The 25,293-nt window shown below is 33.6% G+C and carries 21 protein-coding genes; 11 read left to right on the forward strand and 10 right to left on the reverse strand.

Annotated elements, in window-relative coordinates; genetic code table 11:
- The first annotated feature begins 135 nt into the window (after positions 1-135).
- The 8 genes from AC06G9_RS01405 (at position 136) to AC06G9_RS01440 (ending at position 9,768) form a co-directional block, all read left to right on the forward strand.
- Positions 136-1,767, forward strand: a complete 1,632-nt coding sequence (locus AC06G9_RS01405) for an ABC-F family ATP-binding cassette domain-containing protein (protein ID WP_480957417.1) — start codon at positions 136-138, stop codon at positions 1,765-1,767.
- A 212-nt stretch (positions 1,768-1,979) separates the two neighbouring features.
- Positions 1,980-2,576: a CDP-alcohol phosphatidyltransferase family protein gene (locus AC06G9_RS01410; protein WP_480957418.1), complete on the forward strand. Its 597-nt coding sequence runs from the start codon at positions 1,980-1,982 to the stop codon at positions 2,574-2,576.
- 2 nt (positions 2,577-2,578) lie between these two features.
- The gene (locus AC06G9_RS01415; protein ID WP_480957419.1) at positions 2,579-3,415 is read left to right on the forward strand and encodes a phosphatidate cytidylyltransferase; all 837 of its coding nucleotides are present in this window, start codon (positions 2,579-2,581) and stop codon (positions 3,413-3,415) included.
- Complete coding sequence (locus AC06G9_RS01420; protein WP_480957420.1) at positions 3,415-4,452, forward strand: patatin-like phospholipase family protein; 1,038 nt, start codon at positions 3,415-3,417, stop codon at positions 4,450-4,452. The genes AC06G9_RS01415 and AC06G9_RS01420 overlap by 1 nt, the downstream gene beginning before the upstream one ends.
- Positions 4,449-5,198, forward strand: a complete 750-nt coding sequence (locus AC06G9_RS01425) for an SDR family NAD(P)-dependent oxidoreductase (RefSeq protein ID WP_108159180.1) — start codon at positions 4,449-4,451, stop codon at positions 5,196-5,198. Before AC06G9_RS01420 ends, AC06G9_RS01425 begins: the two co-directional genes overlap by 4 nt.
- Positions 5,180-6,487: a phosphatase PAP2 family protein gene (locus AC06G9_RS01430; RefSeq protein ID WP_480957421.1), complete on the forward strand. Its 1,308-nt coding sequence runs from the start codon at positions 5,180-5,182 to the stop codon at positions 6,485-6,487. Before AC06G9_RS01425 ends, AC06G9_RS01430 begins: the two co-directional genes overlap by 19 nt.
- 4 nt (positions 6,488-6,491) lie before the next feature.
- A complete protein-coding gene (locus AC06G9_RS01435) occupies positions 6,492-8,198 on the forward strand; it encodes a bifunctional alpha/beta hydrolase/class I SAM-dependent methyltransferase (RefSeq protein WP_248754941.1) in 1,707 nt (568 codons plus the stop codon).
- Positions 8,199-8,286: 88 nt separating this feature from the next.
- Positions 8,287-9,768, forward strand: a complete 1,482-nt coding sequence (locus tag AC06G9_RS01440; RefSeq protein ID WP_480957422.1) for a TPM domain-containing protein — start codon at positions 8,287-8,289, stop codon at positions 9,766-9,768.
- A gap of 175 nt (positions 9,769-9,943) precedes the next feature.
- On the opposite strand, the gene AC06G9_RS01445 is transcribed toward AC06G9_RS01440, so the two are convergent.
- From AC06G9_RS01445 to AC06G9_RS01470, 6 genes are all read right to left on the reverse strand, one after another.
- Entirely contained in the window at positions 9,944-14,776 is a 4,833-nt protein-coding gene (locus AC06G9_RS01445) for a DNA repair ATPase (protein ID WP_260947446.1), read from the reverse strand.
- Positions 14,777-15,015: 239 nt separating this feature from the next.
- The gene (locus tag AC06G9_RS01450) at positions 15,016-17,082 is read right to left on the reverse strand and encodes a flotillin family protein (protein WP_346569245.1); all 2,067 of its coding nucleotides are present in this window, start codon (positions 17,080-17,082) and stop codon (positions 15,016-15,018) included.
- 60 nt (positions 17,083-17,142) lie between these two features.
- Positions 17,143-17,847: an OB-fold-containig protein gene (locus AC06G9_RS01455; RefSeq protein WP_045752589.1), complete on the reverse strand. Its 705-nt coding sequence runs from the start codon at positions 17,845-17,847 to the stop codon at positions 17,143-17,145.
- 15 nt (positions 17,848-17,862) lie between these two features.
- Positions 17,863-18,054 (reverse strand): DUF4177 domain-containing protein, encoded by a 192-nt coding sequence (locus AC06G9_RS01460; protein WP_045752588.1) that lies wholly within the window; start codon positions 18,052-18,054, stop codon positions 17,863-17,865.
- Positions 18,041-18,751 (reverse strand): PspA/IM30 family protein, encoded by a 711-nt coding sequence (locus AC06G9_RS01465; RefSeq protein WP_248754938.1) that lies wholly within the window; start codon positions 18,749-18,751, stop codon positions 18,041-18,043. The genes AC06G9_RS01460 and AC06G9_RS01465 overlap by 14 nt, the downstream gene beginning before the upstream one ends.
- A gap of 2 nt (positions 18,752-18,753) precedes the next feature.
- Positions 18,754-19,143 carry a YbjN domain-containing protein gene (locus AC06G9_RS01470; RefSeq protein ID WP_021192378.1) on the reverse strand — a complete coding sequence of 130 codons (390 nt, stop codon included), beginning with the start codon at positions 19,141-19,143 and terminating at the stop codon, positions 18,754-18,756.
- Between the two features lie 90 nt (positions 19,144-19,233).
- Here AC06G9_RS01470 and AC06G9_RS01475 point away from each other — a divergent pair, with 90 nt between their 5' ends.
- The gene (locus AC06G9_RS01475) at positions 19,234-19,893 is read left to right on the forward strand and encodes a helix-turn-helix domain-containing protein (RefSeq protein ID WP_045752587.1); all 660 of its coding nucleotides are present in this window, start codon (positions 19,234-19,236) and stop codon (positions 19,891-19,893) included.
- A 64-nt stretch (positions 19,894-19,957) separates the two neighbouring features.
- Here the strand turns inward: AC06G9_RS01475 and AC06G9_RS01480 are convergent, their stop codons facing one another.
- A complete protein-coding gene (locus tag AC06G9_RS01480) occupies positions 19,958-20,137 on the reverse strand; it encodes a hypothetical protein (protein ID WP_045752586.1) in 180 nt (59 codons plus the stop codon).
- Between the two features lie 66 nt (positions 20,138-20,203).
- Positions 20,204-20,602, reverse strand: coding sequence for a single-stranded DNA-binding protein (locus tag AC06G9_RS01485; protein ID WP_260947437.1), 399 nt, complete (start codon positions 20,600-20,602; stop codon positions 20,204-20,206).
- A gap of 175 nt (positions 20,603-20,777) precedes the next feature.
- Between AC06G9_RS01485 and AC06G9_RS01490 the strand changes: the two genes are divergently transcribed.
- Both AC06G9_RS01490 and AC06G9_RS01495 read left to right on the forward strand, forming a co-directional pair.
- The gene (locus AC06G9_RS01490) at positions 20,778-21,149 is read left to right on the forward strand and encodes a hypothetical protein (protein WP_045752584.1); all 372 of its coding nucleotides are present in this window, start codon (positions 20,778-20,780) and stop codon (positions 21,147-21,149) included.
- 334 nt (positions 21,150-21,483) lie between these two features.
- Complete coding sequence (locus AC06G9_RS01495) at positions 21,484-21,978, forward strand: hypothetical protein (protein ID WP_260947435.1); 495 nt, start codon at positions 21,484-21,486, stop codon at positions 21,976-21,978.
- A gap of 245 nt (positions 21,979-22,223) precedes the next feature.
- Here AC06G9_RS01495 and AC06G9_RS01500 read toward each other — a convergent pair whose 3' ends face one another.
- Both AC06G9_RS01500 and metE read right to left on the reverse strand, forming a co-directional pair.
- On the reverse strand, positions 22,224-22,751 hold the full coding sequence (locus AC06G9_RS01500; RefSeq protein ID WP_045752582.1) for a DUF4833 domain-containing protein: 528 nt from the start codon (positions 22,749-22,751) through the stop codon (positions 22,224-22,226).
- Positions 22,752-22,894: 143 nt separating this feature from the next.
- Positions 22,895-25,207 (reverse strand): 5-methyltetrahydropteroyltriglutamate--homocysteine S-methyltransferase, encoded by a 2,313-nt coding sequence (gene metE, locus AC06G9_RS01505; protein ID WP_480957423.1) that lies wholly within the window; start codon positions 25,205-25,207, stop codon positions 22,895-22,897.
- Positions 25,208-25,293: the final 86 nt, after the last annotated feature.

Here is a 25,293-nt window from a genome sequence, read left to right on the forward strand (position 1 = left end):
GCGTGCGAAAATAAATAGGTATGAGCTTCATATAATTTCTAACAATAATGAACTCTGCATTTACCATAAAAATAATACTTACTACATTTATAAGATTGATTCGCTTATCTTTGCGCAAAAAAAAAGCGAATAAAAGTGATTAACGTAAATAATATTTCAGTTTCCTTTGGTGGAACAACTCTTTTCTGTGATGTATCATTTTCAATTAATGAGAATGATAAAATTGCTCTAATGGGAAAAAATGGAGCGGGTAAATCGACATTATTGAAGATTATTGCTGGCGCAGGTAAGCCTACGACAGGTAATGTATCTGGTCCAAAAGATGCAGTTATTGCATACTTACCCCAGCATTTATTAACGCAAGATAATGTGACAGTCTTTGAGGAAACGTCAAAAGCTTTTGAAGAGGCTTATCATATGCGTGATGAACTGGAGCAGTTGAACGAACAGTTAAATGTAAGAACAGATTATGAAACTGATGATTACATGAAACTTATAGAAAGAGTATCCGAGTTAAGTGAGAAATTTTATTCGATTGAGGAAGTTAACTATGATGCAGAGGTTGAAAAAGTATTAAAAGGTTTAGGTTTTGAGCGTTCGGATTTTACGCGTCAAACTTCAGAATTTTCGGGTGGATGGCGCATGCGTATTGAATTGGCAAAAATTTTATTGAAAAAACCAGATTTAATATTATTGGATGAGCCGACCAACCATATGGATATTGAAAGTATTCAATGGTTAGAGGATTTTCTATTGAATTCAGCGAAGGCTGTTATTGTTATTTCACACGATAGGGCTTTTGTTGATACGATCACTAACCGCACTATAGAGGTTACAATGGGGCGTATCTATGACTATAAGGCAAAATATAGCCACTATCTGGAATTGAGAAAGGAACGTCGTCAGCATCAACTGAAAGCTTATGAGGAACAACAACGTTTCATCGCCGATAATCAGGAATTTATAGATCGATTTAGAGGTACATATTCAAAAACTCTTCAAGTCCAATCTCGTGTCAAGATGTTGGAAAAATTAGATGTCATTGAGATTGATGAGGTGGATACATCGGCATTAAGATTGAAATTTCCACCTTCACCACGATCAGGGCAATATCCTGTCATCGTGGAGGAGTTAACCAAAAAATACGGTGACCACGTTGTTTTTCAAAAAGCTGATATGGTCATCGAACGTGGTGAAAAAGTCGCTTTTGTAGGTAAGAATGGTGAAGGAAAATCAACTATGATCAAAGCTATCATGGGAGAGATCGATTATGAAGGTTCATTGAAAATAGGACATAATGCTAAAATCGGTTATTTTGCACAAAATCAAGCTGCGCTTTTGGATGGCGAATTAACCGTATTTGATACGATAGATCAAATTGCTGTAGGTGACGTTAGAGTTAAAATAAAAGATCTTTTGGGTGCGTTTATGTTTAGCGGAGATGATACGACGAAAAAGGTAAAGGTGCTATCTGGCGGTGAAAAAACACGATTAGCGATGATAAAATTGCTGTTAGAGCCGGTTAACGTTCTTATTCTGGATGAACCTACCAACCACTTGGATATGAAAACGAAAGATATTATTAAAGATGCTCTCCAAGATTTTGATGGAACTTTGATTTTAGTATCGCATGATCGTGATTTTTTGGATGGCCTAGCTAAAAAAGTATTTGAATTTGGAAATAAACGCGTTCGTGAACATTTTGAAGATATAAAAGGATTTCTTGAATATAAAAAAATGAATAGCTTAAAAGATATCGAACGGTAAATTATAATCGAATATCGAGTCAGGAAAGGTAAGTATCGTCAATACTTACCTTTTTGTATTATGGGTGATATGAAGATCTCAAACTAGCCTTAGTTAATCGCTCTAAAGTTTCGCAAAACTTTAGAGCGATTAAAAGAAATGTGGAGTATATTTGATTCTATATTGCGAAAAGTGCCTTTTTTATTTATTTTAACAATAACACATACTAACACATGATTTCTGTATATAAACTAAAGCCAAAATTTCAGCAACTATTAAAGCCTATATTGGCTTTCTTCTATAAAAGAAATGTGACTGCAAATCAAATAACCATAGCTTCGATCGTACTTTCATTACTGATTGGCTTATTATTTTGGAGTGCTGATTATTGCAGCTGGTTTTTTTTAGCTCTTCCTATAGGTTTACTGATTCGTATGGCTTTAAATGCATTGGATGGTATGATGGCGAGGACATACAATCAAACTAGCAAAAAAGGAGAATTGTTAAATGAAATTGGAGATGTCGTATCTGATGTTTTTGTCTTTTTTCCGTTGATTAAATTTCTTCCAGAAAGTCTCTATCTGATTATTATCTTCATCATATTGAGTATAATCAACGAGATGGCGGGTCTGATGGGAAAGGTCGTGGGTACTGCACGTCTATACGACGGGCCAATGGGTAAAAGTGACCGTGCTTTATTAGTGGGTTTGTATGGAATATTAGCCTTCTGCCAAGTGTCCTTACAGCATAGTTCTTTATATATTTTTGCGGTTATTAATATATTATTAATCATCAGTACGTTAACAAGGTTGAAAAAATCTTTAATCTAAATATGAAAGAGCAAGATCCTGTTAATGGAAAATTTTCGGATGTCCCTATCCGTGTGAAAAGTTGGGTATATATTATTATTCTTTTTTCTTTAGGTATTATTAATTCCCTAACGATGACAATCTTTGTCAGCTTGCTTACCTTTCAGGGGATGAAGGAAATTTTTAGGATGATCAAACCAAACTTCTCCTTTCTTCCTTTATTAATTTTGCTAACTTGTTTACAGGCGTACTTCATTTATTTTATTTCCGATACTGCTTATCTCCGTTATGCTATTATTACTATATTAATCGTCTTAATAATTTTATTCATCGTTTGGAAATTTTCTTTTAAAGCTCTGCTTTCTTTTGGAATAGGACTCTGTATCACGTTGATCTGTTTTGCTTACCTGGCATATATACGATCTATTGAATATCCGATCGTACCTCATTTTGGTCTTCGATTAATAATCTTTATTGTTGTTGTCACAGAGCTAAACGATGTTTTTCAATACCTATCAGGTAAATTCTTCGGTAATAAACCGATTGTCCCACAAATCAGCCCCAATAAAACTTGGGAAGGGCTAATTGGAGGTGTTATTCTGACAACACTACTGAGTAATCTATTGGGTTATCTATTATTTTCATTTTATGATTTACTCAATTTTACGTTCATGGGATTATTACTTGGGATATTGGGATTTGGTGGAGATGTGCTTATGTCTTATATGAAGCGCAAAGCACATATCAAAGATACAGGCACTTTAATTCCGGGACATGGCGGACTATTGGATCGGATGGATAGCTTAACTTTTAATGCGCCAGCCTTCTTTCTTATTGTACAGTATATTTTATTAAAATGATGGCTAAGAAGGAATTTGAAAGGGCAATTGTCTTCTCTGGAGGAGGAACGCGCTTTGCATTATATACGGGTATGTATGCTGCATTAGTAGACATGAACATGTCTCCTGATCTTATTGTTGCTAGTTGTGGGGGAGCTATTGCTGCGGCTGTTATCAACACTTTTTCCCAAGTTAATGAACAAAAAGAATATCTTAAGTCAAAGGAATTTTATGATTTTGTTGCTCAAATAAAATTGACAGACCATAAAAGTATTTTTAAGATCGGATATTACTCTTTATTGAAGACTTTTCACAAAGAATATGCTCCATATATAGAAGACGTACTAGATCGATACTTGGTCGAAATGCCTCAAGATTTAACAGTCTTGTTACCGACATTGAAACAACAAGAAAACAACAGCCCTAAAATCATTGTTGTAGGTTCTAAGATGTTGTTTACACCTCTTGAGGTTTTATTTAAAAGGGGAGATAGGAAGCTCTATCAAAAAGTATTGTTTACAGACGTAGAAACTGCTAAAAAGATCACTGCCGATCAAATTGAAATTGAATCTGAGAACTATTTGCATAGCGCGGTTTCAAAAGAAATTTTGATCGAAAGCTCAGTGCCACTTCATCAAGCTGTGCGCATATCGATATCCGATATGTTTTACGTAGCACCAGTAGAGATTGGACAAAATTATTATGCTGGAGGAGCGATAGATTTGGTTCCAATAGAATTAGCACAATACTTAGCAGATCATACTTTTATAGAGCGAAAACAGTCGTATAAACCTGTAGAGGAAGCATTAGTAAGAGCCGTGTTAGGATTCAGTGGAAATGAACGATTACGTGAGGTAGAAGTGCAACATGCGGATTATTGGATTGATACTCGAGATGCTCCCCAAATCCTTAAAGGACATTATTGTGCTAAGTATGTAGACTGGTTCAAGGGAGAGATTGTTGTAAAACGACCAGATACTATTGAGCATTATCAAGATGATATTGAACGACAATGGCAATATGGTTATCAGAAGACATTAGAAAGTTTAAAAAGATGAAAGTTTTTATTGCAGGCGGAACATCTGGCATTGGTGCGGCATTAGCTAATTTGTATCTGGCTAAAGGTTATCTTGTTGCTATTTGTGGAAGAGACTTACAAAAAACTGTTATTGAAAACGGCAATTTAACGAAATATGAGGTTGATGTGTTAAATGTGGAAATGCTGCAGCTTTATGTTCTTGACTTTGTGCAACAGGAGCCTTTGGATCTTTTTATTAATACAACAGGTAGCTATGCTGATGATGTCGCTCGAAAGATCCGATATAATGAAAGCATTGATATGTTACAAATCAATATTTTAGGTACTATTAATTGTTTTGAGATAGCAAGAAAAGTTATGCGTAAACACAATCAAGGCCATATAGTCACGATTGCATCCGTTTCTGGGACGCTACATTACCCAAAAGCAAGTCTATATAGTAAATCCAAAAGAGCGGTGATTCAAATTGCTGATGCATATCGTAAGGCATTAGAACCATTTGGGATCACAGTCACGACTATTGCTCCTGGGTATGTGGATACCCAAAAATTGCGCGATCTTAATCAACAGAATTTATCAAAGAAACCTTATTTAGTTTCACAAGAAGAAGCTGCCATCTATATTGCTGACGCTATCGTTAAAAAAAAGGAACTTTATGTTTTCCCCTGGAAGATGAAAGTCTTGATGAAGTTTCTGTCTTATTTTCCTGCTCGGTTTTTGGATATTATGATGTATAAAAAAGCAAAATGGATGAAAAACGATTGACGATACAACTTAAAATCAAAGCAGCATTGGCCTGCTGGTTTATATTTTCATTAATTTACAACGGTAGTGCTTATTATGCTTCTAATTTGGAAGTTGTACCTTCTTTTGTATTTAGTTTTGAAAGATATATTCCTTTTATTCCTTGGATGATTATTCCATATATGTCCAGCGGATTGTTTTTTTTGTCACTTTGTTTTCTATGTCGTACTAGATCTCAATTGATGGTATATCTAAAACGTGTTGTGCTATTAACGGTGGCATCTGGTATTTTCTTTATCCTTATTCCGCTTCAGTTTTCTTATTCAAAACCAATTGTCAATACTTTTCCGTTATATTATTTTTTTGATTTTTTAAAGACTTGGGATTCTCCCTTCAATCAAGCACCATCATTACATATTGGTTATGCTTGTTTGTTTTGGTCTGTATTAAAAGAACGTTTATTTGGAGTTGTGAAATTCATTTTTGGATTCTGGTTAATTCTTTTAGGAATATCGACATTGACTATTTATCAACATCACTTCATAGATGTAATAACGGCATTAATACTTGTACAGATTGTTTTGATATTAACCTTTCCCAGTAAAAAATTAGCTACGTGCAGGAATCAATACATTGCTTGTTTTTATTATCTATTCAGTTTTATAGTATGTTTATTGGCTTCCTTATGCTATGAATTAAATCTTATCTATTGTTTTGTAGCAGTATGGGTCAGTATAATGGTCTTTATGGTTGGGTTACAATATCAATATAACCGTCACCATTTTTTAAAAGATAAACATGGACATATTTCAATCTTGAAAAAGATATTTTATTTTCCTTATCAGTTTTCATATTATTTAATATGGCATTTTTTCAGGAAAAAACAAGAAAAGATACTCTTAGAAATATTGCCAAACATGTTTATTACAGCTCGATTAACCAATAAAGAAATTATAGCTTGTCAGATATCTAAAAAGGATTATGTATATGATTTGTCAGCAGAGTTGGAGGAAAATAGGATCATTAGGGAACAGTGTTTGTATTATTCATTCCCTATATTGGATATTGGAGTAGCTTCAATTGTTGATCTGGAAAATCTGGTTAGCAAGATAGCGGTCGCGTATAGGCAACGATGTCCAGAAACAAGAGTGATCATACACTGTACCATGGGGTATTCCAGAAGTACATTAGTAGGTGTATTATTGTTGAAAAAAATATTATATTTAAACATAAACCAATCAATTGCTTTGATGCAAGAAAAGAATAAAAATAGTATTCTACATGCCGCTTCAATTGACTTATTAAAATGAAAAGATGATGAACACAGGATATTTTAAAAGTTTTGACGGAAGTGACATTTTTTATAGAGCATGGAATTTTCGACCCAATCAAAAAACATTGATCATTATACACCGTGGTCACGAACATTCTGAACGGTTACATGAGATCGCCACGGATGCTCAGTTTGAGGGATATAATGTTTTCGCTTATGATCTTCGTGGGCATGGTTACACCAAAGAACCGGTATCACCAATTTTCATGGATAATGTACGGGATTTGGATATGTTTTCTAAATATCTGCATCAGCAATACCAGATAAATGAACAAGATATTTTCGTAATTGCCAATAGCATAGCTGGAGTTATTGTGACGTCATGGGTTCATGATTTTGCTCCCCCAATTGCAGGTATGGCTTTGTTAGCTCCTGCATTTGAGATTAAATTATATGTTCCTTTTGCTAATGAGTTTATTGGTTTTACAACCAAACTAAAAAAAGATTTAGTGATTCAAAGTTATGTCAAGTCTAAAGTTTTAACTCACGATAAAGCACAACAGGAGGCGTATGATCAAGATCCGCTGATTTCAAAGTCGATTAATGGTAGGTTATTAGTGGATTTACAAAGTGCAGGTAAAAGATTGGTGGAGGATGCCGCAGCGATTAATATTCCAACTTTGATCCTATCTGCTGAAAAAGATTATGTGGTTAAAAATAGTGTGCAAAAGAAATTTTATGTCAATTTGGAATCTCAAGTTAAGGAATTTAGAACTTTACCCAATTTTTTTCATGGCATATTGTTCGAGAGTGGGAGGCATGAAGTGTATCAATATATTAAAACTTTTGTAGTCAAATCATTTGAAGTAGAACCGAATGAGCTGAGCTTAGCTCCGGACTTGTTCTCGGTAAAAGAGTATGAGAACTTATATTACAAAGTAATGCCAACTATGGAAAAGTTGAACTTTGCATTTCAAAAATGGTCTTTGGGAAAAATCGGTACTTTAAGTGAGGGGATGGCTCTTGGGTTAAAATACGGATTTGATTCTGGTATATCGCTAGACTATGTATATCATAATCAAGCAAAGGGAAAGTTTGGAATCGGTAAAGTGATCGATAAAGGATATTTAGAAGCAATTGGTTGGAGAGGGATCCGAATTCGAAAACAACATCTATTGACATTATTAGAAAAGAATATTCTAGATATTCAATCTTCTGGAAGAAAGGTAAAGATTTTAGATATTGCAGGTGGGACAGGAAATTATCTTTTTGATATCAAGGAGAAGTACCCAGATGTAGAAATTGTGATCAATGAATTTGTGGAATCAAATATCAGCTTGGGCGAAAAAATTATTCATCAAAAAGGTTATAGCGATATTCGTTTTACAAATTTTGACTGTTTTGATCCTAAGACTTATCAGCTCATTAATTTTGAACCTAATATTACTATCATTTCTGGAATCTTCGAATTATTCGGAGATAATCAACTTACGAATAAAGCTGTGCAAGGCATTGTTTCTATCTCAGAGGAAAATAGTCATATTCTATATACTGGACAACCTTGGCATCCACAATTGAAAATGATAGCATTTGTTCTGAATAGTCATCAAAAAAAGGATTGGGTAATGCGTAGACGCTCTCAAAAAGAACTAGATCGAATAATGGCGTTTAATCATATTAAGAAAGAGGATATGCTCATTGATGACTATGGTATTTTTACAGTCTCATCGGGAAAGGTTAAAGGATAGAATTTAATTTAAGAACTGTTATTACGGCATTATAAAAAATGATCGTCTATATTATTTTAGATGAGGAGTGAATGATTAATGAAAAGTTATGTCAAGGAAAATAAAAATATTTATTTATACCCTAATTACCTCTATTTTAATACACGGGTTTTCGCTTTCATTTGCTCAATATACAGTCGAGGATCTTCCTAATCCTAAAATCAAGGGGCAGGCTTATTTTGTTTCAAATCCAGATAATATTATTTCTTCAAGTGTCATGGATGAACTTGACGCTATATCTTGGCGGATCGACTCGATTACAGCGTGTGAATTTGCGATTGTTATCGTTGATGATTACGTTGGAGATAGCGATTTTGATTTTGCATTAAAGTTATTCAATACTTGGGGAATCGGAAAAAAAGAGAGTAATAATGGTTTACTTCTTTTTATTGCCAAAAATAGACATGAGTACCGATTTATATCGGGTTATGGCATGGAAAGTATATTGCCAGATGCTTACCTTAAACGGATAGGTGAAAAATATTTAGTTCCTAATTTTCGAAATGATGATTATGATCGTGGAGTTTTAGAGTCATCGAAATTTATCCAAAAAATCTTAAATGCTCCAGATGCAAGAGCTGAATTAGATCGGTTAATGCCCGAAGCAATACCTTTTTGGAATTTTAAAAATCCATATTTAAGAAATTCGTTGTTAGTACTTGCCGTATTTATATTTCTTTATGTTTGGATTTCAGTGGTCACCAAAATCACGAAAGGGAAAATAACAAAAAAAAGCAGTTACTTTCCTCCATTAATCAGTGGTTGTGGTTGTATGGGAATACTGATGTTTTTTACTTCCTTTATTTTTGCATTTGTTTTTGAAAATTTTGACCAAGTTTATCAAGTTAAAAATTTGCCCTACTTCATTCTCATTTTCGGAGTGATTACTTTAGGTATGAAATATAATGCTGGTATTACAGCTGTCACAAATTCTTATAAGGATGAGGAAAACATTCAGCAAGCTATTCGTAAATTTTTGAAATGGAATTTCCTACCGTTATTAATAAGTCCTTTGGCATGGATAGATTTTGGAAGATCCAATAAGCGATTAAGTCTTCATCCAGGACGTTTAGTCGCTCCTGATAATTCCGGAAACTGGTTAAGAATAAATCGAGATCAAGCAGATTCAAAAATGAGAAATTTTCTGGATGCAGGACAATTAATGGAAGAAAAAATTAATAGCCGTGATTATGAAGTCTGGGTTAATAGTAAAACAAACGAGACTAAATTGATTCCCTGGGATGAGGACAAAACTATTATACTATGTCCACAATGCCATTATAAAACATTTGAAAAAGATTTGCGAAAGACAATTACAAAGGCTACTTATAGTTCTGGTGGATTGGAAGAGCAGTACGATTTGTGTAAATACTGTGGCTATGAGATATCTCATGGAACTCATAATACGCCTCGTCTAGTCAGGTCTTCTTCTGGTAGTTCTGGAGGTGGATCGGGGCGTTCTGGTGGCTCCGGTGGAGGAAGTTTTGGTGGAGGATCTTCAGGTGGTGGTGGAGCAGGAGGAAGGTGGTAATCGTTTGTCTGCAATCAGGCTGATAATGTTATTTGATACTGATTTGATCATTAATGTTTTGCTTGTTGTAGCTGTATAAAGAAAACAGTGTAATCATCAATTGACAATTACACTGTTTTTATTTCAGATTGTAGTAATAGCTAAAAAAGATCTTTAAATACAATTTATCTTGTATTTACTTTTTACTGATCGCATGGATGATACCTTGTAGGTTCTCGTTAAATTCCAATAATTGAGCAAACATCTTATCATCCTTCCCAAGATCACCATGCTTATTATTTTTTTGAAAAACCTTTTTGATTGTTTCCCAGCGTTCTTTTTCCTCTTCTGTTAAGAGATGTGCTAATTCTTTCAGTTTTAATAAATTGGATTCTGTATCTGTGGTAAGTGTTTGTGATTCACTTTCATAATGCGTCAAAACCAGTTGATTAACTTCTCGGTCATTCATCATCGGTATGACCTGAGCTACTAATTTGCTCATATTACGATAAGAGCCCTGTAATTTAAATGGAGGCTCTGTTCGATAATTATCTTGCATAGCAGCACTGTTGATATAGTTTTGATTTACTCTTACGACGATATTCCGAATTTTAAAAAGATGCTGCAAAACTGCGATGAAATCATCAACGTCTTGTTTTAGGTAGTTTCCTTCTAATTCTGGTAATTGTTCTTCTTTATTTTCTATATATCGGATGAGCGCATAAAAATCATTAAAACTCTTACTTGCAATTTTATCAATTGCAGGATTTTCAATTGCAGCATTTTCAATTAAACTTAAATTAAATAAATAATCTGTATCTCCAATAACATCTCCTAAATTGTATACATCGGCACGATTCGCTAACATATCAGGGATTCTAAATTTAGAACCACTTTCCGTATAAGGATTTCCAGCCATTACGATACAAAATCGATTTTCACGAAGATCGTAAGTCTTACTTTCTCCTTCAAAAATACCATCAATCTTTCTTTGTCCATCAGCAAGAGAAATAAATTTTTGAAGAAATTCAGGGTTGAGATGCTGAATGTCATCTAAATACAGCATCACATTGTCTGCCATTTCAAATGCTAAATTAATTTTTTTAAGCTCTTCTCGTTCACCAGAAGTTTTAGCTTCAGCTGGATCGATGGAGGTAATGGAGTGACCGATGGTAGGACCATTGATTTTCACAAAATGTAAGCCCATCGTTTTTGCGAGATATTCCATCAATGTTGTTTTGCCATATCCTGGAGGAGAAATGAGCAGAAGCATGCCCATTTTTGCTGTACGTTTATTTTCTCCAGCTACACCTAATTGCTTAGCGAAATTTGTTCCGATTAGAGGAAAATAAACATCATTGATCAATTTATTACGGACAAAGGAACTCAGTACTTTAGGCTCGAATTCGTTTATCTTTAATTCTTTTTTATAGGCCGTGCTTAATTTTTCTTTTAATGTATTAAAGGACTCGAAACGAGGTACATCGATGTGTTGAAATTTTGTCAATTTTTGAATGAAAGAATGAAAATCTATTTGATAACTTTCATTTAAAATTACGGGATGACTACCTTTCAAATGTGCCACAGAAAGTTGATCCTTGGCTATAATGAGTTCATAATCGTCCTGATTAAATAAAATGAGCGCTGCTGTTTCATTAATGTATTTTTCAAATGTAATTACATGATCAGTGCTCTCAATAAAAGCATATAACCAGTTTTGAGTTAAATAAAAGCGATCTGTCAGATTGAAACCTTCATTTTTCAGATCTGCCTCAAAATCTTTTAAAATCTTTTTATCATGTAGATAACGGGTAAACTCTTGTTTTAAATGATCTGCAGATTCGGACAATGATAATTTGTTGAATTTGCTAAATGTTTTAAAAAGATAATGGGCCATGTTGGCTTCGTTTATCTGTGATAAATCCAAATTTGTCTCCCAGTGACTGACTTCATCTAGAATTTCCTTTATTATACTTTGATAACGATTTGAATTTGGAAAATTCTTAAGTATTTGATTAGATGATTGGATAAGAGCTAATAATTTAGAACGAACGGATGCATCCAATTGATACCAAAAAAAATGGGCATATGTTCTAGTATCAGGATCAAACTGTAATAAATCTAATTTTTTCCCTAGAATATGAAGCTGCTCATAAATCTGAAGTGCATCAAAATTATGAACACCTTTGATATATGATTCTGCATAATTTTGTTCTACGGTTTGATTGATAAATTTTTCAGCATTAAAATTCTCTTCTGATTGTGATGCTATGAAGGTCTTATATGCTAAATACTCGGCACGATATACCAGTTTATTTTCTGAAATAATTTCTTGTTCCCATATATCCCGAAAAGTATTGATCTCTTGGGCGGTCACTTTTTGATAAAAACTGGTTCCTGTCAAATGATAATATAGCTCATCTTGTCGACGGATTAAAGTTAAACCTAAACGCTGATTATTGACTGTAAATTTGTTTTTGCCTAGTTTAATTATATTTTCACCTTCAACAAATAGTTCGGACTTATCTCTTAAAACTCGCAGTGCATCTTCTTGTGATTTTTTTAGTAAATTCTCAAGACTTTCAGCTTTAGATACATCTTGTATTGTCTTCAGCTCTGCAATAATTTGACGAATTTTGTCAACCATGAGATCTGTCGAGTAAAAACTTAGAATATCTTCTCTAGTGGATAGTGATTTTGCCTTATTCTCAATGTTTTTAAGGACGCGTAGCGCTATCTGTTCCAGAGAAGATGATCGTTTATTGACTTGCTCAATAATAGATTCCCGCTTGCCATTGAAGGCTTTAATAATTTCGTCACGCTTATCAGCAATTTTTAAAGCAAACTCGTCAAATTCAGAAAACTTACTTTCAAGTTCCTCTAAGTTGACAACAATCTTAGTATAATATTCATCAACTTTTTCTGCTGAAGTGGATAATTCCAGATAGTTAACAATTGATTGTTCTAACAAAGTGAGTTGAGCCGAAAATTCTGCAATCGCTTCAGAACTTTTTAGTGTATTTAATTTCCGTGTTAATTGAGCTCGAACCTCATTTAAAGACGCAAAAATAACGGATATTTTTTCAATGATTCTTGTTGTCTGTGTTGTGTCTTCAATCTTTAAGCTATGAAGTATATCAATCAATAATTCGAGATCACTGGAGATCGCTTTACATCCATCTTCAATAGCTTTGGCATCAATAGCTTTTGTTACTTTTTCGACTTCTTGCTTTTGGATGATAACTTTTTGCTCATATGATGTAAGTGCAGCCTCCTGTAATAAAAACTGTATTGTTTTCTCAGAAAGATGAGATGCTATATGTTGAAGTTGATCTTCTAATTCATTTACTCTATTATTATCAATGTATTTTACATTTCGTAAGTCAATCACCTCGCCTTGTAATTTACGTGTATCTGATAAATTGTGCACCAGTTGATCTAGCTGTTCATAGATCGAACTATTGACTTTAAAAACAAGATCTTCTATTTTTTTCTCCGTAGCCGCTAAAATTTCTTCGGCGTGTTTACGCTGAATCTGTACTTTAACGAACTCGTCGATCGCGGTGTTCGCGACTTCTTTTATCTGTTGTAAGGGTTCGCCAAGATTTTGAAGCGCTTTATCATTAATCCAGAAGTAAGAATCTATAATGGAATTTGATTTTTTAAGAATATCTTCATAGAGCCCCTCATAGGAATCTTCTTTGTTGATCAGTTGAATGACTTCTTGAACCTCAGACATCGCTTGAACAATATCTTTATTTCCGATTTTGTACAAAGGATCATCTCTGCGAGATTCATTTTCTTTAAGAACAGCCATGTAAGGAGTCTCCCATATCTGCACTTGATGATGTCGCGTCGCTTCGTTTTCAGTACGAAAATAGATTAAGCTTCCATCTTTAAATATCGTAAATCCATTGCAAACGATTGGGGTTTCTACAGATTGCTGAATGATATTATAAGACATCAAAATATATGTATTCGACTGTTCATGTGTGAAAACATAGAGATAGTCTTCTCCATTAGGAGAGATTACTTTTTTTAGAAACTGAACATTTTCGAGGTTATTCTCGAAGGTTTTATGTGTGCCATTCTGAAGATAATATCCATTAGAGAATATGATACCTTGATTATCAGGTAGCAAAATAGCTGATTCATTCAGCGTTTTTAGATTAACGACTTCTTTTGTCCTTAAGTTGAAAATGTAAGCACGAAATTCTTCTTGAAAGGGTTTTATCCTTAGAGCAATCATATTGCCTAAATCAGCGTAGTGGTATTCTGCATCATCTAGCTGTTGATCTAGATTACTTACCTTTTCAGAGTAAATACCTTTACCAGATTCGGTATTGTTTTCAATTTTAAATGTGATATCACCATGAATCGCTTCAATAAATACCTTGTCTAAGATTGAGATATGAGGAAAACGACCCAATCTTCGATCTTCAAGTGTAGTTTTTATCCAATCAAATTCATGTTGATTTGCCTTTTTGACTTCATGTATACTTCTATCATCTAAGTAGATTAATTTCCCATCTTTAATCAACCATTTAAACGCTTTTAGATCCTGTTCATTCTTGGTGGTCTGAAAGATCATATACAAGTAGTTCTCCGTTTTTCTGAATTTGGAAAAAATCGAATCTCTATAATATTTGTATAGATTTTGGTAATCATTTACAAAATTTACATCGTTTATGAAATCAAGATCTTGTGGAATAAATTGGTTATCTTCAAATAAATAGATACTAAATACATCCTGTAGCTGTATTTCGGTTCGTAATCCAAAATGTACATTATATCCGAATATGCAAATATTACCAATAGCCAAAATACCTCTTGATACACAGTTATTATCTGTTGATATGCGTTGATTGGCTTTTAATATAAAGTTGGTCGAATTAAATACCTCTTTTCTGGAAGTATTTAATAATTGTAATTTATTAGAAAGTGTTTCTTTCTGATTTAGAAGACGTTTTCTAATAATTTCGTAAGATCCAGAGTCTAAAGTATCGTTGTTCGCTTGTGTTTCTTGCATAATTCGAAAATAATCGTGGACTATTTTAATCTTTTTTGAGTTCTGTTTTCTACTTATTTTGATATCAAGTTACTATATTGACTTTACGAATGTTGTATATAGAAGTCAACTGTACATTTATAACACTAAAAATCCAATTTATCTTTGAAAAATACTGTATGATAGACAAATTTCATGATACCAATTGAATTGTCAACTTGAATACAATCCGTTTTCAAGTTGACAGATTTGAGAAAAAATTAGATCAACTTTTTATTGGATATCCCTAAGTTTTTGGCTAAGCCGAATAGCGAGTTGATGAAATTGCTATCTTCACTATCGTCAGCATTTTTGGCTGCTTGTTGCAATTGTACCAAAGCAGCAGAGATGGTTAGATTTTTGATATCATTGGAGGATATCCCATATTTATCCGCTAAGCCACGCACTTTTTCAGCAAGATCACCTTTTCCATCTGGACCCAACAACGAGTTTTTGATGTCTATGGCATGTTTTGAATTGTTGATTAAATGGTCAAAACCTTTGGAAGTAGATACTTGACGGACAATATTTTCAAAAAACATAGTCTCACCGCCCACAATATCAATTTTTGCAGTTTTTAAAGCTTCTGCTAATACAGATGCTTGTGATGCCGCAATATCTTTTTGAATGCCTATGTGGGCCAATTCAATATCTTTTTCTTTTTGTAATTGTAACTTAAATTCTTCATGATCTTTTCCAACACCATCTAATTTTTTCATGGCCTCCGCTTTTTCTTGAATTCCTGTAGCTTCAGCAATCGCTTTTTCACGCGTTACCTCTGCTTCCATTAAGCCTTGCTTACGGTTCGCTTCTGCTTTTTTCTCAATAATAGATGCCTCAGCTGTACCTTGGATTTGGGTAGCTTCTGCTTTTGCTATCATTACTTCAGCCTCCGATAATCCTAAAGCAGCATCTTCTTTTGCTTGTGCTTCTGCAATAATCTTCCGGCCTTCTGCTTCTTTTACGGATGCTTCTTTTTTCGCATCAGCATCTATTAGTAATTCTTGTGCTTTTTTCTCTGCAACTTTTCTCCTTGATTCAGCAAATATAACATCTTGCTCCGCCTTTTGTTCAGATGCTATCTTATCTGCCTCAGCCGCTTTAACAGTTGAAATTAAACGTTCTTCGGCCTCTTGTGAAGCTGCAATAACACCAGCTTGTTTTTTACGTTCAACTTCACGAAACACCTCGATATCTTTGACTCCTTGTTGTTCTTCTACAACACCTTTTTCAAGTTGAACACGTTCTTTAATTACATTTTGAATATTTTTCTTCTCGATTTCAATTGAACGCTCTTTATCAATTTGTGCTAATGTGACAATTCGAATTCTCTCCGTTTCTTCTAATGCACGATCTTTTTCCACGCGTTCAGTTTCAACAGCATCAGTACGTAGTTTATTTTTCTCTGCAATGATAATCTGGCGAAGCTTATTTTCTTCTTGAATAGCTAATTGCTCTTCAGTAGAGATCCGAACAGTTTCTGATTTTAGACGTTCCTCTTCTCTAACTTTTGTTATTTCAGCATCTTCACGAGCTTTAATGTTATCGATTTCACGACGTTGTTTCTCTTCTTTTTCTGCCAATTGGCGATCTAGCTCAAGTATTGCCTCACGAGTTTCAACATTTTGTTTTTTAATTACTTTCTCTTCGTCACGGCGTATAAGATTGGCGTGAATATTTTGTGCGGCAGTAAGTTCAGTGATTTTACGAATACCTTGTGAATCTAAAATATTATCAGGACTTAAAAATTTTAGTTCTGTTTGTTCTAGATAATCTATTGCACAATCGTCTAGAATGTATCCGTTTAAATCTGTTCCTATAATGTTTAATATTTCATTTCTAAATTCGCGACGAGCTTCGTATAGTTCAATGAAGTCGAATTTTTTTCCAACAGTCTTTAGTGCTTCTGAAAATTTAGATTCAAAAATACTCTTTAAGGTATCGGGATCACTTGCACGTTCACATCCCAAATTTTGAGCAACACTGATCACATCATCAACAGACTTGTTGACACGAACGAAAAATGCTACTTTGATATCAGCACGAATATTATCCTTACAGATTAAACCATCATGTTGCATTCTGGATATTTCGATTTTCTTTACAGAAATGTCCATAATCTCCATTTTGTGAAAAACAGGGATAACATACATCCCTTTATTGAAAGCCACATTGGTACCCCCGATACCTGTTCTTACTATTGCTTTTCCTTGTGGAATCTTTTTGTAAAAAGCACTTAATACAATGAAAAATGCAAAAATTAATAATACTATAATTCCTACAATCAAGAGGATGAGACCTGTTATCCCATCTATAAATAAAAGAGTTTGTAACTGCATGTTTAATAATTAAATATTGTGAATGGTTATTTCTTTTGTTACGTAATATATTTTTTTGTCTTTTGATTCATCAACAATAATGACGTCATCTCCGTATTCGATTTTTTCCCCATTTAAGCTTTCTACATAAAGACGAATAGGATCTCTTTCGATCAAAAATTCTGCTGACCCCAGTTTTTTACCTTCTATTGTTGCTTTCATTTTTCCCATTCTTCCAAGAAAATCAATTGGTTCTTCCCCATGATAGCCAATGTTATTAAATAGTTTTACTAATGGTTTGGTAAAAAAATGCATGCATATAAATGTGATGAAGAATATGGGTATTAGAATGAAAATTGATTTCAGACCCCATGTGGCAGTATTTAAAAATATGGAAGAAATGATCGTAATGATCCATCCAATAAATTTGAAAAGTGTAACGATGATCATAATAGGAACTTTGCCAACATTAATGAAATCCATTGCTTTTGCGAAAAAAGATGGTTCTGTATGCGTCTGTGTATCTGAATGATGATGTAAATCTTGAGAACTGTCCACATCTGTGACATCAGCAGTTGCGTCTATATGGCCATCAAGATCAACGTCACCATCAAAGAGGTGTAATCCATCACCTGCAAAAGACATAATTAACCAATATAATAGCGAAATTCCTGTCAGTACAGTCATAATGCCGTTGGATACTGGATTGAAAAGTAGGTTAAATAATTCGCTCATAATTGGTTAGTTTTGTTAAAGTTCTCTTTTGAATGTGTAGTGAAATGACCAAGAATTTCCTCCCAATTCCAAATCTTGCATGGATACCAGTTCCCAGCCCTGGCTACCTAGCTCGTTCAGTATTTCATCGATTTTAGCTTCGTCAAGTTTTGTCCCCCAAAAACCTTTGGGTTCAATCTTGATAGTTTTATATTCAAATCTTCTCATCGTTTTTTAGTTTTAATTTTAGAGCTTGTAATTCGTCATTGACGGAGTCCTTATTTGAAATTGTTTCGTTGATTTCATCAATAATCGATTTGTTGGCATGTGCAATTTCACCATATGCTTTTGCTAAAGCTTCATCTTCCTCTACTTTGACTTTCATTCGTTCTAGCATAGATATGGTACTATTGGAATCAATATTTGCCAATTGTTTATTGACCATTTTAGCGGCATTAGATACTTTCACACGAGCTTTTAAGGTCGCCAATTCGCTTTCCCATTTGGAAATGTTAAACTTGAGAATATCTACATTTTTATGCAATTCATCTGCTGATTGAAGATGGATTATACTTTGTTTTTCTAATTCTGTAGCTTCTGCTATGAATTGGTTTTTTAATACTAGAGCTTCTTTTGCTAAGTTTTCAGCTTTATCAATTGAAAGTTCTCCATTTTGTGCTTTTTTCAATAAGAGAATAGCCTTTCCTTCGAAGACAGTTGATTCTTCTTGTTTTTTCTCAAAATTGCTTTTAGTACGAATTGCTAAAGCTTTAACTTTGGCATATGCCTCCAAAGCTTGTTCTAAATCATCTTTCATTTCGCGGATACCTTGTTCCGTCATTTTGATTGGGTCTTCCATTTTTTCAACCACAGCGTGTATTTCCGCTTGACCAATCCTAAAAATTCTTTTAAAAATATTCATCATTACTATAATTTTGAGAAGTTAATTAATTGATTGTAGTACTCACTTATTAATAAGCTTAAGGAATTGATTGCAGCATCAAATTCATTTTGATCAATATTGCTGATTTGCAGCGTATATCTAAAAATTACTTTTTTACCATCTTCTGTTAGAGCAAAACCCCCATGGATCATATCCCTATTCTTAATCAGTAGTGATTTGAACAATTCCATACTTTCATTGGAAATAGTAAATAAGTATTGTTCAAAAATTAAAATCGGATTAGCGATGCCTACAATTAAATTGTGAATGCCGTCTAATTCATTTTGAATAATGAAAACACCTTCTTTTTCATCTTTATAAAAGATATCATATCCGATATTGCTAATAAAATTTTCAATTTTTGAGAAGTACATAATTTAGTTTTTTATATATTGCATATATTCTTTGCATAAAGATAATATTTTTGCAAAAATATTTTGCAAAAAATTTTAATTTTTTTGATAATGACAAATATTGGTAATAATATAAAGAAATTAAGAAAGGTAAGAGGATTGAGTCAACAGGCATTTGCTGATTTATTTAATCTAAGTAGGGGTAATATTTCGTCTTATGAAGAATTAAGGGCTGAACCTAAGATCGAAACTGTAATGGTAATTGCTAATTATTTTGGCATTCCGCTCCAAAGTTTAATTCAGGAGAATCTTTCCGTCAATCAAATTTTAAATTTTAGCGATTATTTTGAACCCGCGATTGTAACAAATGGCATAAAAAAATTAGCAAGTATTCCTTTACTGACACGAGAAGTTATGATGAATAATAATGACTTGTTAAATCAGATAGAGGGTGCAGAGCAACTTCAACTTCCTATTCAAAGTAAGCATAAGTTTTTAGCCATTGAATTTTCAGAATTGATTGCCGCTCCATTGGAATTGGAGGTTAAAGAACAGAGTATATTAATTTTTGAAGGTATTGAAATAGAATCTCTTCATCTTCTTCACCATAATTTAGGTCTGTTCTTGTCTAAAGAGGAAGTTTTTATCGGAAAGTATGAACAAAACGGGGAACAGATATCGCTGATCCTTAATTCTTGGAAAAGTAGTTTGTTTTCCTTACCTGATATTAAGTATTACTGGAAATTGTATGGAAAGTTTGAAAAAGTTTAGTCGTTTAATAATCATATTACAAAATATGCCTACAGATACCTTTAGACATATTTTGTAATCTATGTTAGTTTTTACTGCCGCCACCAAAAAGTTTAGCAAGTAGCCATATTACTAAAGCTACAACAACAACAACGATGATTATACCTGACCAAACTCCTGCTTTAAAAATGCCTTCAATGACCGAACAGCTGGATAAAGAAAGGCAAGTTAACACGATCAACGTGAATGGAAATATTCTTTTCATAATATATTGAATTTTAATAAAGAACAATTATTAAGACTAAAAAGTTTGTTTCTACTATTTATTTCTTTAAAATGGTAAATCTTCTTCGAGGATTTCTTCTACCATGATTGTGTTGCTAGCTTGAGCTGATCTGGATTTATTCATCACCACAATATTGCCCACTTTAATTTCAGTGACCTGTCTTTTATCACCATTATTATCTTCATATTCGCGATAGACAATTTTGCCTTCAGCTAGGATTTGAGTTCCTTTCTGACACTGCTTTTCAATCATGTTATTGATGTTACCCCATACTACTAATGTATGCCATTGGGTTTCGTCTACCCAATCTCCATTTTTGTTTTTAAATAGATCTTTTGTGGCTAATCGAATCGATGAAACTTTTGTTCCGTTCGTACTTGTCCTAATAATTGGATCAGCACCTATATGACCGATCAGTTGGACTTTGTTTCTTAATGTACTCATAACTTTACTTTTAAATGTTTGTAAAAATGTTTAACTTAAATACTTGCTTTCCTTCGAATTATTCTTGAGGAACAGAAGCAAAGATGAAACGTAAAGCGAGTTTTAGTCGGTGATTAAACGTTTGTAGTCGACTATAGTCGTTTGTAAACGTTTGTTGTCGTTTATTTTGAGATTTATGGAAGAAGAAATTAATTTAAAAAGTTGTCTAGAATGTAAAAAGACACTAATAGGTAGGTCTGATAAAAGATTTTGTGATGATGCCTGTCGCAATAGCTATAATTATAGGCAAAATAGTGATCACACTAACTTGATTAGAAAGATCAATCATACATTACGTAAGAATAGACGTATTCTACAAGAAGTCCTGGGAGAGGAGGGGATGCTCAAAATAAGCAAGGAAAAGATGTTGTTGCAGGGCTTTGATTTAAAATATCATACTCATAATTTCACCAATGTAAAAGGACAGACTTATTATTTTATTTACGAATATGGCTATTTGTTACTGGAAAATAATTTATTGTTGATCGTAAAACGCGTACCTAAATAGTTTCTTGAAAAATTTATTTTGAAATTTCAATTTTGTTTTAAATATTTGCATATTAATTAGGTATTCACAATTAAAAATAGAAGAATATGTTTGCTATATTAAATAACCCGACTTCAATCCAAAAGAAGGATCTTGGGGATATTCTTCAGAATACTTTTTTCTCGTAGTTACTCCTCCTTTTGACTTTATTTTGGTCTCGACAATGTTCGAGTAATTCATGATGTCTTATATATTTCGGAAGTCGAAGTATATAAGATGATCTTTTATTAATTACTGTTTCTGATATAAACATCGTTTATGTCAGGATCTTTTGAGAATTGATGCAATATATTTTATGAATAAATATGTGTTACAGGCATTGGATAATTATCCATATTACCTGGAAAATACGATAGAATCTTTGTCATATGCCCTATCTTATGACGAATCAAATACGATGGCGCTATGCCTGATGGGGAGGCTTCATGCTGAACAATTGTTTGATTTTGAACAAGCAAAGAAATATTTTCAAGAAGCTTTAGTACATAATTTATATGCTTTGGAAATTTATCAACCTTATATACAGACTTTGATTGATACCAATGCATATGAAGAGGCTGAAAAAACAATTGAGTTTGCTCTAACAATTCCTGGAGTTTCAACTTCATTATTTCTATTAAAAAGAGTACTCATATTGGAAAAACTTAAAAAATTTAAAAAAGCCTTAAAAGTATTAAAATTGGTTAGATTGGAAAATGTAGATACTGAGATGTTGGCCACGATCAAAGATATTGAAGATCGAATTAAAGGAAAACGGAAAATAGGACGTAAACAAAAAATAACGAAATGATAGGTTGCACGTTCTAATGTATGGACAAATTCAACAAATTGTGACTATAATAAAAAAAGTACTAGACGTATATCCTTCCATTGAATTAAAGAAGGGTATACGCTTTAAATATCATCATGCATCATCGTCATATAAAACGTATTATCTTCTTTTCATTGAAGAGGTACAAACTCATTAAAATAGAAAGTCTGATGCAATAAAGCATTGAGTATGATAAGGTGACGAGATTGCTTTCTAAAAATCAATTACGGCACTAATTTCTCTCGGACTTTATTGCCTTTGTGGTCTATTCCGTAAAACAAGAGATAATCGACTCGTGTCCCTAGACCAGACGTTCCTTCCTTTTGTTTGATAAAAATACGATGTAGATTAAATTTGTGTCCATTTAATGTGGTTTCTACATAGGGTTTACCTGCTTTATCGACCTTAAGATATAGCGGTTGATTTTTATAAGACACAATCTCAAACTCAACTATATTGTTCTCTAAATTTTTTGAAATGATTCCGTATGCGAATTTTTGTTGAATACTCGTTAAAGGTTTAATTTCTCCTCCTTTATCATACAAAATTCGATAGTTATTGATAGGAATGTTGGCATTGAGATGCTGTTTATCAATCATATTGGCTTCATATACATAAGTGTTATGGCCTTCGCTATGTTGAATATAAAAAAGGGTGTTAGATTTGAAAGGAGGGATCGGATAACCTTCTTGTGCATAGATATAGATAGATGAAAAAAACAGCAAACAGAAAAACCAGCTTAAAATTTTCATGATATACACTTTTTTTGATTACAGTAAAATTAATCTTTCTGTGTTAAAGAAATAGATAGAGCGTATTATTTTTTTGTAAAAAAAAGATCCCGAAGTAATTTTACTTCAGGATCTTTTATATTTATAATTCTAAAACGCTAAACTTATTCAGCTCTTAAGATTTTGGCAGCTTCAACCATCGCTTCTAAAGCAGCTTTAGTTTCTGGCCAAGCACGTGTTTTTAAACCACAATCAGGATTCACCCAAAGTTGTTCTGCAGGAACTACAGCTTTAGCTTTGCGCAATAACTCAACCATTTCTTCTGTACTCGGTACACGAGGAGAGTGGATGTCATATACACCTGGTCCAATATCGTTTGGATATTTAAAGTCAGCCGCAAATGCATCCAATAATTCCATTTGTGAGCGAGAAGTCTCGATGGTAATTACATCAGCGTCCATTGCAGCGATATCTTCGATGATATCATTGAATTCAGAGTAGCACATATGTGTGTGAATCTGTGTATCGTCATCTACATTAGAAGATGAAACACGGAATGAACGCACAGCCCAATCTAAATATTGTTGATGATCGGCTTTACGCAACGGAAGACCTTCACGAATTGCTGGTTCATCGATTTGAATAATTTTGATACCTGCTTTTTCTAATGCTTGTACTTCATCCAAAATTGCTAATGCAATCTGATAAGTTGTGGTAGAACGTGGTTGATCGTTACGTACGAATGACCATTGTAAGATCGTTACTGGACCTGTTAACATCCCTTTTACCGGACGGTTAGTCAAAGTTTGGGCGTATGAAGACCAACGAACAGTCATATCAGCAGGACGGTAAACATCACCATAAATAACAGGAGGCTTTACACAACGTGAGCCATATGATTGTACCCAACCATTCTTAGTGAAGGCATAACCCGCTAATTGCTCTCCGAAATACTCAACCATGTCATTACGTTCGAATTCACCATGAACTAATACATCGATATCTAATTGCTCTTGAAGACGGATTGTTCTTTCTGTCTCCGCTGCGATTTCTTTGTCATATTGTTCTTGAGTAATTGCACCTTTTTTCAAATCAGCTCTCCATTTACGGACATCTTTTGTTTGTGGAAATGAACCAATTGTCGTAGTTGGGAATGCTGGAAGGTTAAATTTAGCTTGCTGTGCTTCTTTACGAGCAGCGAATGAAGATGTGCGTTTTGCGTCGTCGTCAGTGATGTTTGCAGTACGCTCTTTGACTTCCGGTTTGTGAATTAAAGAAGATGTACGACGGTCTTCTGCAGCAGCTTTATTAGCTTCGAAACGCTCCGCAGTTTTTGCATCTACTTCACCTTCAGCTAAGATCGCTAGATCTTTTACCTCTGCTAATTTTTGCTTAGCAAATGCTAACCAATTTTTAACTTCTTTAGGCAATGATTCTTCGTTATCCTCATTGTCTAAATCAAAAGGTACATGTAATAAGGAACTTGAAGGTCCTACTAATACACGGTCTTTGCCTAGAGCATCAACCGCTTTTTTGATTTGTGCTAAAGATTTTTCGTAATCATTTTTCCAAATGTTACGTCCTTCAACAACACCTAATGAAAGTGTTAATGAAGCAGGAACTTTAGCTAATATAGTGTCGAGTTGATTTTCACCTCTTACTAGATCAACATGAACAGCATAAACTGGTAAGTTTAGAGCGGTTTCTTCGTTGTCACGTAATGCCTCGAAATAAGTCGTTACAATAATTTTGATGTCTTGAGCAGCAGCAGCTAATTTAGTAAATACACTAGTGTATAAAGCACGTGTTGCATCATCGATATCTAAAGCTAAAAATGGCTCGTCAATTTGTACATATTTTGCACCAGCAGCAGCCAATTTGCCTAAGATTTCTTCATATACGGGAACCAACTTATCGATTAGATCGATACGATTGAAACCAGATTCTTTTTCTTTACCTAATAATAAGTATGAGATTGGGCCGATTAATACAGGCTTAGTTTCGATACCTAAAGATTTTGCTTCATTGTATTCGTTTAAGAATTTCTCTGAAGTCAATTTGAATTCTTGATTTTTTACGAATTCTGGAACAATGTAATGGTAGTTAGTATCAAACCATTTTGTCATTTCCATTGCCGTTACATCAACGCCATCTTGTTGAAAACCACGCGCCATTGCAAAGTAAAGGTCCAAATTGTATCCTTTATCTTCGTTGTTTAAGAGTGATTGGTATTGTGCTGGAATAGCACCTACAGTTAGAGTCAAGTCTAATACTTGGTCATAAAATGAAAAATCATTTGAAGGGATCAAATCGATGCCAGCATCTTTTTGAGTTTGCCAGTTGCCTTCACGGATTTTCAGTCCAGCCTGCAATAATTCTTGCGCGCTGATTTTTTTAGCCCAATATGCTTCATTGGCCTTTTTCAACTCGCGGAAGGCACCTACACGTGGGTAACCTAAGTTGTTCGTTAGTAACATAAATATAAAATTATTTTATTTGTTCAACCTTAACGAAGCAAGAAATTAGATGGATTTTTTTTATTTGAAATAAAAAACGATCAAAA

This window comes from Sphingobacterium sp. MAE (genome assembly GCF_056711605.1).